The organism is Tellurirhabdus rosea (genome assembly GCF_026278345.1).
Taxonomy (GTDB): Bacteria; Bacteroidota; Bacteroidia; order Cytophagales; family Spirosomataceae; genus Tellurirhabdus; species Tellurirhabdus rosea.
In genome coordinates this window covers 3,424,985-3,438,240 of sequence record NZ_CP111085.1, presented here as the reverse complement: position 1 = coordinate 3,438,240, position 13,256 = coordinate 3,424,985, and the positions used below count along the sequence as shown (strand labels likewise).

Annotated in this window: 7 protein-coding genes; 2 read left to right on the top strand and 5 right to left on the bottom strand. The window is 58.6% G+C overall.

The features are described 5' to 3' along the window. The first annotated feature begins 73 nt into the window (after window positions 1-73). Complete coding sequence (locus ORG26_RS14530) at window positions 74-988, top strand: alpha/beta fold hydrolase (RefSeq protein WP_266362974.1); 915 nt, start codon at window positions 74-76, stop codon at window positions 986-988. Between the two features lie 136 nt (window positions 989-1,124). Here ORG26_RS14530 and ORG26_RS14525 read toward each other — a convergent pair whose 3' ends face one another. Further along, on the bottom strand, window positions 1,125-1,847 hold the full coding sequence (locus tag ORG26_RS14525) for a glucosamine-6-phosphate deaminase (protein ID WP_266362972.1): 723 nt from the start codon (window positions 1,845-1,847) through the stop codon (window positions 1,125-1,127). Window positions 1,848-2,054: 207 nt separating this feature from the next. Between ORG26_RS14525 and ORG26_RS14520 the strand changes: the two genes are divergently transcribed. Then, the gene (locus tag ORG26_RS14520) at window positions 2,055-5,246 is read left to right on the top strand and encodes a TonB-dependent receptor (protein ID WP_323134258.1); all 3,192 of its coding nucleotides are present in this window, start codon (window positions 2,055-2,057) and stop codon (window positions 5,244-5,246) included. A gap of 158 nt (window positions 5,247-5,404) precedes the next feature. Here ORG26_RS14520 and ORG26_RS14515 read toward each other — a convergent pair whose 3' ends face one another. Genes ORG26_RS14515 through ORG26_RS14500 form a run of 4 tightly spaced genes read right to left on the bottom strand, consistent with a single transcriptional unit; the run spans window position 5,405 to window position 13,239 of the window. Next, window positions 5,405-6,370, bottom strand: coding sequence for a DUF1735 domain-containing protein (locus tag ORG26_RS14515; RefSeq protein WP_266362970.1), 966 nt, complete (start codon window positions 6,368-6,370; stop codon window positions 5,405-5,407). 17 nt (window positions 6,371-6,387) lie between these two features. Continuing rightward, entirely contained in the window at window positions 6,388-8,190 is a 1,803-nt protein-coding gene (locus ORG26_RS14510; RefSeq protein WP_266362969.1) for a RagB/SusD family nutrient uptake outer membrane protein, read from the bottom strand. 12 nt (window positions 8,191-8,202) lie between these two features. Beyond that, the gene (locus tag ORG26_RS14505) at window positions 8,203-11,361 is read right to left on the bottom strand and encodes a SusC/RagA family TonB-linked outer membrane protein (RefSeq protein ID WP_266362967.1); all 3,159 of its coding nucleotides are present in this window, start codon (window positions 11,359-11,361) and stop codon (window positions 8,203-8,205) included. A 30-nt stretch (window positions 11,362-11,391) separates the two neighbouring features. Continuing rightward, window positions 11,392-13,239 carry a RagB/SusD family nutrient uptake outer membrane protein gene (locus ORG26_RS14500; protein ID WP_266362965.1) on the bottom strand — a complete coding sequence of 616 codons (1,848 nt, stop codon included), beginning with the start codon at window positions 13,237-13,239 and terminating at the stop codon, window positions 11,392-11,394. Window positions 13,240-13,256 lie beyond the last annotated feature (17 nt).

Sequence of the window (13,256 nt, the reverse complement as noted above, 5' to 3'; positions counted from 1 at the left end):
TTCGTCCTTTCTTTCGGGCGGCTCTGGCGGCGTCTGCTGAACTTTGTTGCCAACAACAACTTCGGTGAACGCCATGAGATTGCTCTTAACCCTGGTTGCCTGCCTGCTGGCAATGGCCGCCGTCGCCCAGAAAGCGGCGGATAACGGTTCGTTTTTCTTCACGACCTCCGACAGTACCCGGCTGTACGTCCGGGTTGCCGGGAAAGGCCAGCCCTGTCTGTTTCTGCACGGTGGCCCCGGCTCCACGAGCCATTATTTCGAAGCTTCGGACGGGCGCCGGGTAGAGGATTTCATGCAGATGATCTACATCGACCTGCGGGGAAGCGGCCGTTCGGGCAGCGCGCCTTCGGGCGATTACTCGATTGCCCGTCTGGAAAAAGACCTGGAAGAACTGCGGCGCTATCTGGGCCATGCGAAATGGACCGTCATGGGCCATTCCTTCGCCGGGTTGCTGCTGACGAATTACGCCGCCTACCATCCCGACCGCATCCGGTCGCTGGTGTACGTCAACTGCACGCTCAACCTGACCGCTTCCGCCGAAAGCTGGATTGATTTTGGCATCCGGGAATTAAAGCTCCAGGACACGAAGGCGCTGAAAGACCCGGCGGTTCCGGCCTTGCAGCGCATGGGTCTTATCAGCGAAAAATTAAACGAAAAAGGGGTCTGGTACAAGCTCATGTTCGCCACGCCGGAGGCCAAGGCCAAAAGCGACTCGGTCAGCTTTCAGAGTTTTCCGGAGTTTAATTTCGAATACGGGCAAAAGGTTTGGGGGAACCCCGAATACATGCAGGATTACACGCCGCTGACGGCGAAAATCTCCGCGCCGACGCTGGTCGTTACGGGTGCCCGGGACTTTGCCGTCGGGCCGGAGCATTACAAAGCCTTTCGGTTTCCCAACAGCCGGGTGGCCGTTTATGACGGCGGTCACTGCCCGTTTCAGGAAGGCGGAGACTGGTTTGTGAACGAAGTGAGGCAGTTTGTGAAGTGACGCGATTGGGGTTCCCACAGATTGGTTTCTCGCAGATTTGCGCGGATTTTGTACGCAGATTTACACAGATTACTATTGAAAAAAATCTGCGGAGATCTGCGTACAAAATCCGTGTAAATCTGCGGGAACCAACCCGTTATAATCCCCCCGCCGCTTCGGCATCGGCCCAGACCTTGCCGTTTGGCAGAATCTGGAACAGACTGGCCGGGAACTCCTCCGTCACCGGCCCTTTCAGCGCGGTTTTGAGCACGGCCGCCTTTTTGGCCCCGCTGACCAGCAGGAGGGCTTCCCGGGCCTCGGCCACGTGCCGCAGGCCGACAGTCAGGCCTTTTTCGAGCGGCGTCGGGCGGTTGAAATATTTCTGTCCGACGGCAATCGTCGTTTCGTGCAGGTCGGAAACGTGCGCTTCGCTTTTGAAGGAAGTACCCGGTTCATTCATGGCAATATGCCCGTTGAGGCCCACGCCGACGATAATCAGGTCGAAACCGCCGTTGCAGGACACCAGCCGGTTGATCCGGTCGCACTCGGCCTGCGGATCGTCCGTTTGGGTGCTGAACAGCTGTACCTGCTCCGGCCGGAGCTTCAGCGGGTCGAACAGGCCGCGCTGCAAATACCAGCTACAGCTTCCCTCGTCTTCAGGGCCCATGCCCATCCACTCGTCCAGCCCCACGAAAGTGACCTGGCTGGTATCGGCCTCTCCGGCCTGCGCCAGCTTTACAAATTCGGAATAGGCACCCAGCGGCGTATCACCGGAAGCGACGCAGATAAGGGCGGCTGGTTTTCGTTTTAATAAATCCGCCATGCAGCAGGCCGTTTGGCGGGAAAGGGAAAGATAATCGGGAAATGTACGAAAGGTCATGGGGTTAGATTCAGATTCGGGCGGTAAGATACTTCCGAAACAGACTAGTTCGGAATGACTTTTGTTCGAAAAATGCGCTTAAGGCACTCTCAGATTACTTTTTCTTTAAGCAGCCTCCAAAACCATAACAGACAGTTCACCTGCCGTTCACACACGCTTAACACTCATTTGGTCACTTTGCAGCAGTAAAACCTACCAATTTGCTGCATGAGAAACACTCTATTCTCTCTTCTTATTATCCTAATGGGTTGTCTGGCGACGAGCCAAACGCTGGCCCAGACTACCCAGGCGTCCATCGCGGGCGTCATTACCGAAACGAACAAGTCGCCGCTGGCGGGCGCCACGGTTCAGGTTCGCAACGAATCGACCGGCTTCACGACCGGGACCGTGACCAACGCCAAGGGCGAGTATCTGTTCAAGGAACTGCCGCTCGGCGGGCCGTACACCGTAAAGGTCACGTTCATCGGATTCGGCGAACAGAAACGGACCGGGTACGCCCTCAACCAGGGTGATGCCGTGCGCGTCAACCTGTCCATGCAAGAAGACAACCAGACGCTGGAAGTGGTGCAGGTGGTGGCCTCGGGGCTCAAAAACAAGGTCGAGAACTTCGGCGCGGCCACGACCATTTCGGCCCGCTCCATTGCCACGCTGCCGGTCAACGGACGGAATTTCACCTCCCTGATGGACCTGTCGCCCCTGAGCCGCGGCGGCAACCTCTCCGGCCAACTCGGTTCATCCACGAACTACACCATCGACGGGATGAACGCCAAAAACCCGACTTCGGCGGGGGCCACGACCAGCCGGAGCGGTGCGCCCTACTCCATTTCGATTGAAGCGGTCCGCGAATTCAAGGTCGTCACGAACCAGTACGATGTCACCTTCGGCCGGGCCGGGGGCGGTACGGTGAGCGCCGTGACCAAAGCCGGAACCAACCAGCTGAGCGGCAGTGCCTTCAACTACACCCGCGCCGACTGGCTGTCGAGCCCGTACGACATCCGGGGCAACAAGCGCGTAAACAAGTTCTCGACCAACCAGTACGGCTTCGCCCTGGGCGGTCCGCTGATCAAGGACAAGCTGCACTTTTTTGCCGTCTGGGACCACCAGCAGGACTCGCGCCCGCTGATCATCGCCGACATTCAGTCGGCCACCGACGAAAACCGTTTCAACACCACCCGGACGACCCTCGACCGCTTTGTGTCCATCGCCCGTAACCAGTACGGGACGTCGGCCTCGCCGCAGTACGGTTCCTTCGACAAAGTGCGCGGTTCGGACGCGGCCTTTCTCCGCCTCGACTGGCAGATCAACCCGAAAAACCTGCTGACGATCCGGAACAACTACACCAGCGACCGCAACAAACTGGGTCTGGCCGACAATACGGCGATCAACATCTACGAGTCGTACGGCAATGACTACAACATGGACAACAGCCTGCTGGCAACGCTGCGGACCTCTCTGAATCCGAAAGTCACGAACGAACTGAAGCTCCAGCACCTGTACACCTTCCAGGACAGCAGCCCCGGCGACCAGCTGCCGGATGCCAACATTCCGCGTGCCATCGTCGAGAACGTAGTTTCCACCGTCGCCGGGGGCACCCGCTCGACCAACATCCAGATGGGCGGTCACCGTTTTGCGCAGGAAAGCTTCCGCAACAACGTGCTGCAACTGGTGGATAACCTGTATTACAACACCGACAAGGTGCAGTACACGCTTGGTCTGGACCTGATGTACACCCACGCCTCTTCCATCTACGGCAGCGAAGTGAACGGGCGTTTTCATTACAACGTATCGGGCAACACCTCGGCCCTCGACAATTTTGAACGGCTCCAGCCCTACCGCTACTACCGCGAAGTGCCGCTGGTGGACGACCTGACCGTGAAAGGCGGCATCCTGAACGCCGGGGCCTACGGACAGATGAGCACCCGCCTCGCCACCGGCCTCGACCTGACCGCCGGTCTGCGCTTCGACCTGGCGCGTTACCCGTCGGCCCCGCTGAACCAGCTGGTGTACGACGAGTTGAAGCTCCGGACCGACAACAAAATCAAGTCGTTTGTGGTCCAGCCGCGGATTCAGCTGACCTGGGACGTGAACGACCAGCGCCGCGACATCATCCGATTCGGAGCCGGGATTTTTGCGTCCGACATCAACAACTACATGGTTATCAACAACCTGACCTTCGACGGCAAGCACCTGGCGACGGTGGACGTTCGCTCCCCGAACATTCCGACGCCTGACTTCCGGGCGTACCGCAGCAATTACGCGAGCATCCCGACGCTGGCCCAGTTCCAGCTGCCGACCATCAACCTGAACGGTCCGGACGCGAAGGTGCCCATCATGTACAAGGCGAACCTCTCGTACAACCGCTTCCTGACGGACAAATTCCGGGTGGGTGTGGCCGGTTTCATGACGCTGGGCCGCAACAACTACGTCTACGTGGACCGCAACATGGTGGCCAACCCGTACTTCCGCCTGGCAAACGAAGAGAACCGGGGCGTTTACGTGCCCCTGAACACCATGCCGGCCAACGGCGCGGGCGACTGGCTGCAGGGCCGCGTCAGCAACAAGCTGGGCCGCGTTCTGGAACTCAACAGCACGGGCAAGGTCAATAACTTCGCCGTGGTGGCCGACGCCACGTACCAGTACTTCCGCGACGGCGAAATTACGGTCAGCTACACCTGGAACGATACCCGGGACAATACTTCGTTTAATGGCAACGTCGCCAACACGGCCACGCTGGTACTGCCGGTGAAAGACGATCCGCGCGACCTGAGCCGGGTAACGTATTCGGACAACCAATTCCGTCACAAAGTTGTGTTCTTCGGCACGCTGCCCACGTTCTACGGCATCAGCGTCGGCGTTCGGTATTCGGGCATCGGCGGGACGCGCTACTCGCTGCTGTCGGGTGCCAACACCAACGCCGACTTCGTGGGCACCAACGATCTGGCCTACATCTTCGACCGCAACGGTGAGAATGTACCGGCTAATGTGAAAGCGGGTTTGCAGGCGATTCTGAACAACCCGGACGCCAGCCAGAGCATCAAGGACTACATCACGAAGTACAACGGCCGGATGGCCGAGCGGAATGGCGGCATCAACGGCTTCTTCGGCGTGTGGGACATCCGGGCCAGCAAGCGGTTTACGTTCTACAAAAAGCACAGCCTGGAGATTTCGGCCGACTGCTTCAACTTCGCCAACTTCCTCAACAAGTCGTGGGGCGTCAACAAATCGCTGAGCTCGCAGGCGCTGTATGCGCTCGGCATCCCGGCTACGGCCACCTCGCCGGCCGTTCCGAACTTCGACCGGACGACCGGGCAGTTCAACTACCGCGTCAATACGGCGGGGGTGGTAGCGCCGTCGGGCAACCCGTACCAGTTCCAGTTGGGAGCGAGGTATAGTTTCTGAGACAAAAGAGGAAAGACAAAAGAGGAAAGACAAAAGAGGAAAGACAAGAGACAATAGACCTCTGGAGTAAAACAGCAAGAGCCCATCTCGGTTGAGATGGGCTCTTGACTTTTATGAGCATTTGCCTTTCGGGCGCGACGGCTGCTTCCCGAGAACAATTACTGATAATTCGCCGGGTTTTCGTCCTGCCACTCGTTCACGCCGTCGCGGATGCGGTTGCGGAAGGTGAGGGTGTCCTGGGCGAAGGAGGTGGTGCCGTCGGCGTTGGCGTATTTGTACTTCAGGATGATTTTCCGGTTTTGCAGTAGCTTAGACCGGTTGAAAACACTTTCGCCATCGGGTTCCACGATTACCCGCGAGCCGGGGGCCTGGCTGACGATCACGCTGTTGCCTTGCAGCGTCAGTTTCATGGCACCCGTCTGGTCGCTGATCTTGTTGGTCACCAGAGCGTTCGGCGCGATTGTCTTCAGGGCCATCACCTTGCCTTCCGGCGAGGGAATGGTCGTGAAATAATTCACCGTCCGGACAACCTTGCCCGTCGCATCCTTCACCGTCGTAACGCCGCCATGCCAGTAGTTTCCGAAAAGCATGTTCTCGTACTTGAGGGCAATCACGGCGGACCGCTTGGCCCGCACGAGCGAATCGGCATCGGCCGAAACGATGTAGAACGGCAGTGCATACACCGGCCGGAGGGTCGCGGCGTCCTGCAGGAACCGGGCCGAATCCGCTTTGATGACCACCGAGCCCGAGTGTTTCCCGGCTTTGATGACCATCTTTGCGTTGTCGGAAATGGTGAAGTAATTCGACGGAATCACTTTGAGCGTGTCCACCGTCTGCACCGCATCCTTGATGTAGGCGGCCCCGGTTTTCATGGCGGCCAGCGCCTCGGCGTTCACCAGTTTGGGGTCCAGCGTAAAGTTCACGACCCGGTCGCGGGTATTTTCCCGGATGCCGCCCAAGGCCGCCCCCACTTCGATTTTCATGCCTTCGCCGACCACAAACGTCCGGACGTTGGTCTGGTACATGAAGTAAATCGAGGTGTAGTCAAAATCCTTGATATACGGTTCGTAGCAGGACGACAGCAGGGCCGAAAGCAAGGCACACACGCATAGAATCTTTTTCATAGCATCTTCAATTTCAATTATTTCCAGGTATCCCAGCCTTCGTTTTGCACCAGTCTGCTCATCCGCAGCATTTCGTCGTACGGAATGGGCAGGTAGGCGGATTTATACGAGCGCGTTTCGACCACTTCGTCCATCTTGTACGTAAACGTGCCGTCCGGATTACGGGTGATTTTGGCCATGTGCACCGGCTTGTTGAGGTCCGTCAGGTTGGTTGACCAGCGGCGCAGGTCGTAGAAGCGCATGCCTTCAAAGCACACCTCGATCCGCCGCTCATTTTTGACAAACTGGTCGAACACCGTTTTGCCTCCCGCGGCCACTTCCGTCAGGTAAGGATCGGACGTAAAGCCCCGGCCGCCGTCGCTGTTGTTGCGGGCGCGCAGATACCCCATCGCGTCTTTGGCCGACATACCGTAACGAGCGCTGAGCGGCCCATCCATCTGGTTGGCGGCTTCGGCGAACGTCAGCAGCATGTGCTCCCAGCGGATGAAATACTTGGCGTGCGGCTGGCGGTTGATGGAGTTATCGGCCCAGTTCAGCCCCATGAACACCATTTTCTTGATGTGGTAATTCGTCCGGCTGTTGACCGCCGGTCCGGCCGCATCCTTCCCGCCGTTCGCCCAGTTTTCGAAGGTGTACATGGTCGTGGTCGTGTTGATCTTCACCGCTTTGGCTCCGTTGTGGAAGATGTTTGCGTAGAAACGCGGATCGCGGTTTTCGTACGGTTTTGCCGGGTCGTAGAGGCTGCGCGGGTCGGTGATCGGGTAGCCGTTCTTCATCGGGAAGGCGTCCACGAGTTCCTGCGTCGCGCCGACCGAGCCGGTGCCCTGGAATCCGCCGGGGTAGAACATCCGCTCCATGGCGTCGTTAGCATTGTTGTACCGCGACGAGAAGACGATCCCCGGGTGGTTGGGATCAAACCAGTTGACGGCCCGCGTGGCGTTGAAGCCATTGGTGACGGCGTCCACTTTCATTTTGAAGTCAATCACTTCCTTCGCGTTTTTGGCGGCCAGATCCCAGCGGGTCAGGTCGTTCGACGGATTGAAGCGCGGGCTGGCCCAGGTCAGGTACACCATTGCCTTCAGCGCCCGGGTGGTGATGCCGTCGAAGCGGCCCCAGTAGCGCGATCCGGCATAGACACGGTCGTTTACGTTCGGAACAAGGAAATCGCGGTGCGCAATGGGCAGGTATTTGTAAGCCGAGTCGCAGTCGGCGATGATCTGCCGGACGCATTCGTCATAGGTATTGCGGGCCAGGTTGGTCTCGGTCTTGATGTCGATCGGGTCGAGCACAATCGGGAAGCCGAGCAGTTGCCCGTTCGTTGCTTTGCCGCCGAATTTCTGCAGCAGGTCCCACTGGAACCAGGCCCGCAGCGCGAACGCTTCGCCCTGCAGGCGGTTCTTCACCAGACTGTCGAGGTGTTCGTTCACCAGAAAACGGGTGTTGTAACCGCGCCGGTCTTTCAGGAACAGATTGACGAGGTAGATCGAGCGGTAATCCCGGTCCCAGTACGTCCGGAACGGGTCCTGGCTGGTCGGCAGCGCACCCACGGCCAGGCGGGTCATGCTGTTGGTGGTGCTGGTAATGACCACGTCGTCCGTCGTGCCGTCGAGGTAGACGCCTTCGTTGTCGTTGTAGTTCCGGGGCATGTTGTCGTAACACTGGCCGACCAGCCCCTGCACCATGTCCTGAAATTTCCAGATATCCTCCGTGGTCCGGTTGCCGTTCGGGAACGGGTCCAGATAGTCCACGCAGGAAGCAAACAGGAAGCCCGAAAGGGCCAGAACAGCGACGCTTTTGGAATATATTGAACTGAATTTCATACCGATACGCTGCTAGAAAGTAAGTTTAAAGCCTCCGGTGAAGGTTTTGAACAGGGGGTACACCGTCACGCCGGAGTTGATCGATTCCGGATCAACATCCTTGATCTTCGAGATCGTCAGCAGATTGGCGCCCCGGACAAACAGCCGGGCACCCCGCGAGCCGAAGATGTTGCCGGCGCCCACGGGCAGGTTGTAAGCCAGTTCGACGTTCTGAATTTTGAAGAAACCACCGTCCCGCAGCCAGAAACTGGAGTTGATGAAGTTGTTGTTCACCTTGTAATACGTCAGGCGCGGATACTGGCCGTCGATGTTGTTCTTCACAAAATTCGAGTAGTTGTTGTCGCCCCAGCCGCTCCAGAAGTACTTGTTGGTCATCGGAATGTCGTAGAACGCCCGGCCGGTGCCGAGGCCGGTCAGTTCGAAATTCCGGTAGCTGACCCTCAGGTTCAGGGCATACGTCAGACGCGGCGTGGTGTTGCCGATCCGGCTCTGGTCGTTGTCGTCCACGACGCCGTCGCCGTTCATGTCCTGGTATTTCAGGTCACCTTTCATCAGCACTTCGTCGTAAATCTGCGGCACCTGGCGGGTATCGGCATCGCTGGCAAATTTCCCGACGTAGGTCTGTCCCCAGAAGGCGTCGATGGGCAGGCCAATGCGCGACTGGTACTCGAACCGGTATTTCGGTTCATCCCACATCAGGATTTTGCTGCTCTGAACGGCGGCATTCCCCCCTACCGAGAACCGCAGCGCGCCGATCTGGTCGCTGTATTGCAGGCCCGTTTCGACGCCGAAGTACCGGACTTTGTTGTAGTTGTACCAGGGCCGCGCGGTCGAAATGCCGCCGACGAACGGCACCGTGTTGGCCAGCTGCGACACAATGCCGTCGCGGAGGTTATTGAAGTAGGTCAGTTCCAGCGACAGTTTGCGGTTCAGCACCAGCGCATCCAGACCCACGCTGAACTCCTTGCGGGTTTCCCAGGTCAGGTCCGGGTTGCCGATGCGGCTCGGGGTAGTCCGGTAAACGGAGTTGTCCGTGTTGCTGCCGAACCACTGCCCGGTCGAATACGGTCCGAAGGCCGAGCCGCTGGTGTTGACGCCCCAGCGGTCGAGATACAGGAACGGCGTCAGGAAGCTTTCGAAGCCCAGCACACCGCCTTCTGCCCGCAGCTTCAGGTAATCGATGCCTTTGATTTTCTGCATGAACGGCTCTTCGGACAGCACCCAACCCAGACCCACGGCCGGGAACAGGGCATAGCGCTTGCCTTTGGCGAAGCCGGACGTCCCGGCGTAGTTCAGCACGCCGTGGAACATGTAGCGGTCGCGGAAGCTGTAGCGGCCCGTGAAGATGCCGTTCTGCTGGCGCTGCGGTTCCTCGATGCCGTTGCGGGCATTTTTGGAAATGTAGTAGGTGGCCCCGGCCTGCAGGTCGTGCCCGTTCCAGGCTTTTTCGTAGCTCAGGTTCTGGTAGACCACAAACCGCTGCGTGTAGTAATCGTGCAGCTTGGCCATCCCCGCCATGTCTACGCCGTCGTGTACCTTCGACAGGCGGGTGGTGTCCGCACCGGAGGCCGTTTTGCCCGGCGTCACGATGTAGGCAATGTAGTCTTCGGCCTTCCCGATGCGCACGCTGTTGTAGAGGTTGAAGCCTACGTACGTCCGCGATTTGAGGCCCGGCACCATTTCCTTCATGTCGTACTCGAAGGTCATGTTCGACGCGCCCGTCCGGCCGGTTTCCGTGTAGTAGCCGTTGTGCATCAGGTTACCGATCGGGTTCTGGCGGAAGCTGGAGTTGGAACTGACCGCGTACCAGGGTGCCACCGGATTGTCGCCGAAAGCGGCGTAGACCGGGAAGGCAATCGGCGGCGTGTTGGTGATGTCGTTCAGGGCCGTATTGAGCTCGACCAGGTCGAGGGCGGTGTTCGTGTTGCCGTCGTCGCTGGTGAAGTTGGAGTTGTATCCGTAGTTGGACGACCGCCGGAAGCTCACCCCGCCGAAGAAGTCGAACTTGATCTTGATCAGGTCGTTGATCTTGACGTCGATGTTGGAGCGGACATTGAGCCGGTTGTAATCCGACTTCGCGCCCATCTTGTAGATGTCGCCTTCGCCGTTGTAACCGAGGTAGGCGCTGTACTGCACCACGTCGTTACCGCCCGTCGACGACAGGTTGTACCGCCGAAACGCCTTCGTGTTTTTCAGCATCATCTGCCGGAAATCCACGCTTGGGTAGTACATGTTGTACGGGTCGTTTTTGGCGTATTCCCCGATGGCCGATTCGCTGTAGAGCGCCGGCAGGGCGCTGTTGGTGCGGGCCACGTTGTTCAGGCGGGCGTATTCGGCACCCGAGGCCCAGCCCGGGAAGCGGTCCACGACGCTGACGCCCTGTTCGGCGTTGACGTTCAGGACGCGTTCGTTTTTGCGGCCGCGTTTGGTCTTGATGTAAATAATCCCGTCGGCGGCGCGGGGGCCCAGCATTGTTTTTCCGACAATGTCCTTGACGACCGTTACCGTTTCGATTTCCTGCGGGTCGAGCGGCATTTCGGTCACGTCCGTGGGAATGTCGTCGATGATGTAAATTGGGTTACGGCCGCGGGTGGCGTTGCTGATTTTTTCGGTCACCCGGAAAAAGCCCAGCTGTTCCTCGGCGTTCAGCCCCGGCGAGCCGTCCCGTTCGATGACGTCCAGACCCGGCACCAGCCCGGTGAAGGCGTTGCGCAGGTCATTGGACGGGTATTTTTCGAGGTCGGTGGTGCGCAGGACGTTGTAGCCGCCCGTCGCGTTCCGTTTTTTGATGTCCATAAACGGCATCGGCACCACGTCGTCGAAGGTCCCGAAGAGGTTGGCCCGCTTCAGTTCGATGACGCTGCGGGTCACGATTTCGCCCACCGGCGACACAAATTTGTCGTATCCGAACGTACTGACCGTAACGACTTCCTCCGGGGCTGCCTCAAAATCGTAATCCCCGAACGCATTGGTTTCCGCGTAGAGACGGCCCTCGCCCACCACCACGGCGGCTTTGGGAACCGGATTGCCCTTTTCGTCGGTCACCTTCAGATGTATTTTCACGACCCGCGCTTTCCGGCCTGCTTTGTCCTGCGCCTGCGTCGCGCCCGTCAGGCACAGCAGCAACAGCAGCAACCCGATAAAGCCGCGGTTTTGGTAAAGGTTTTTCACTCGCATAATCATCAGGGTAAAGGATTTAGGCTACCACACTTCGTTGGGCACAAATTTTTTCATCTTGTACATATCGTCCGTGTTGAACGGCAGATAATACATGGCTTCCTTCCAGCGCACCTGGCGGTCGGCCGGCAACGGCATACGGGTGTACTTGTAGCCCGTCGGATAAGTAGCGCTCGTCGGCACCTTTTCGATTTCCACCTTGTAGAGCGTGCCGGACATGATGCGCGGAACGTCTTTCCAGCGGCGGATATCGTGGTAATAGTGTCCGCCTTCGAAGCACAGTTCGATGGTCCGTTCGTTTTTGATGCGGTCGCGGAGCTTGTCCTTGGACGAAGCGAAGGCCGCCAGCACGTCCGGCATTCCGGCGCGGTTGCGGATTTTGTTCAGGGCCTGCATCGCCGTCAGGGCCGAACCCGGAGCCGCCCCGTTGGGACCGTAGGCTTCGTTGGCCGCTTCGGCGTAGTTGAGGTAAAGCTCGCCGAGGCGGATCAGCGGGTCGGTGTACTGGGGTGTCGTCTTGTTCTTGACGCTCTGTTCGCCCCAGGTTTTCCGCTCGTAGTAGCCCGTGCGCGTCACTCCGGCATACGACTGGTCCAGCATTTCGGCGTAAACGGCCGCCCCGTTGTTGGTTTCGTAGTAAATCTTGGCGGTGCCGTAGCCCGGAACCGGAGCCGTGTTGTAAATGATGTCGATGTAGAAACGCGGGTCGCGGTTGGCGTACGGGTCCTGCTCCTTGTAGTGCCCGGCGGCGGCGGCGGCGGCCCGGTCGGCTTCCGTATTCAGCGGTTCGCCCCACTTGGTCTCAAATTTGTCGACCATGTTCTGGGTCGGGCATTCGCCGGAGAAACCGGTTTTGCTGCCGCCGAAAATGCCGTTGACCTGCCCCTGCAGATCGCCCGCGTTGTACGCCTTCGTGCCGGCATACCAGCCCCAGAGCTGCTCGTTGGAGTAGGTGGTTCCGATGTAGTTTTTCTTGTAATCCGCCAGCGGCAGCAGCGTATAGCCATATTGTTCGGCCAGTTTGATGGCTTCCCAGTTGGCTTTGGCGGCTTCTTCCCAGTCTTTGGCGCCCAGTTCGTTGTTGAGCGGGCTGGCGGCATAGAGCAGGGCCCGGGCTTTCATCGCCTTGGCCGCTACGCCCGTCGGACGTTTCTGCTCGGGGTTGTTGAGGTGGCCGGCCACGCCCGGACCGGGGTCGCGGCGCATGAGGTCGGCTTTCTCGAAGTACATTGCGGCCGTATCCATGTCGGCGGCGATCCGGATCAGCGTTTCGTGCTTGGAGAGGCGGGGAATGTCCCATTCGTCATCCGGACCAATCACCTTGGTCAGGTACGGCATCGCTCCCCAGAGGCGGAAGAGTTCAAAGTGCGCGAATCCCCGGATAAAGTAGGCCTGCCCCTTGAAATCGTTGATATCCGTCTCGTTCACATCCTTCAGCATCTTGATGTTCTGGAGCGAGAGGTTGCATTTCCGGATGATGTAGAACATCGAACCGAGAATGGGCCGGCGGGCCTGGTCGTAGGTCATTTTGTTGATAATGGCCGAAATCTGGCCCGCTTTGATGACCTGCGCATCCATGCTCCGGCCCATGTCGCTCATGTCCGTCAGCGATTCCATGGTGTACTTCTGGTCCCAGAAGTCGAAATAGAGCGAGAAGGCATTTTTTATGTTATAGCCGCGCCAGGTTCCGGCATCGTTCCGGTTTCCTTCGTAGATATCGTCAAAATAACGCTTGAAGTTATCGTACTTGGAAAACACGTCGGCCGTGGTCAGGCCCGATTCGGGTGCCTTGTCGAGGTAATCGTTCTTACAGGAAAATGTCAGAACCATCAGCAGCAACGGCGCGAACAGGAGGGCAAAAATCTTTTTCATGGACGTAGAAATTTTAC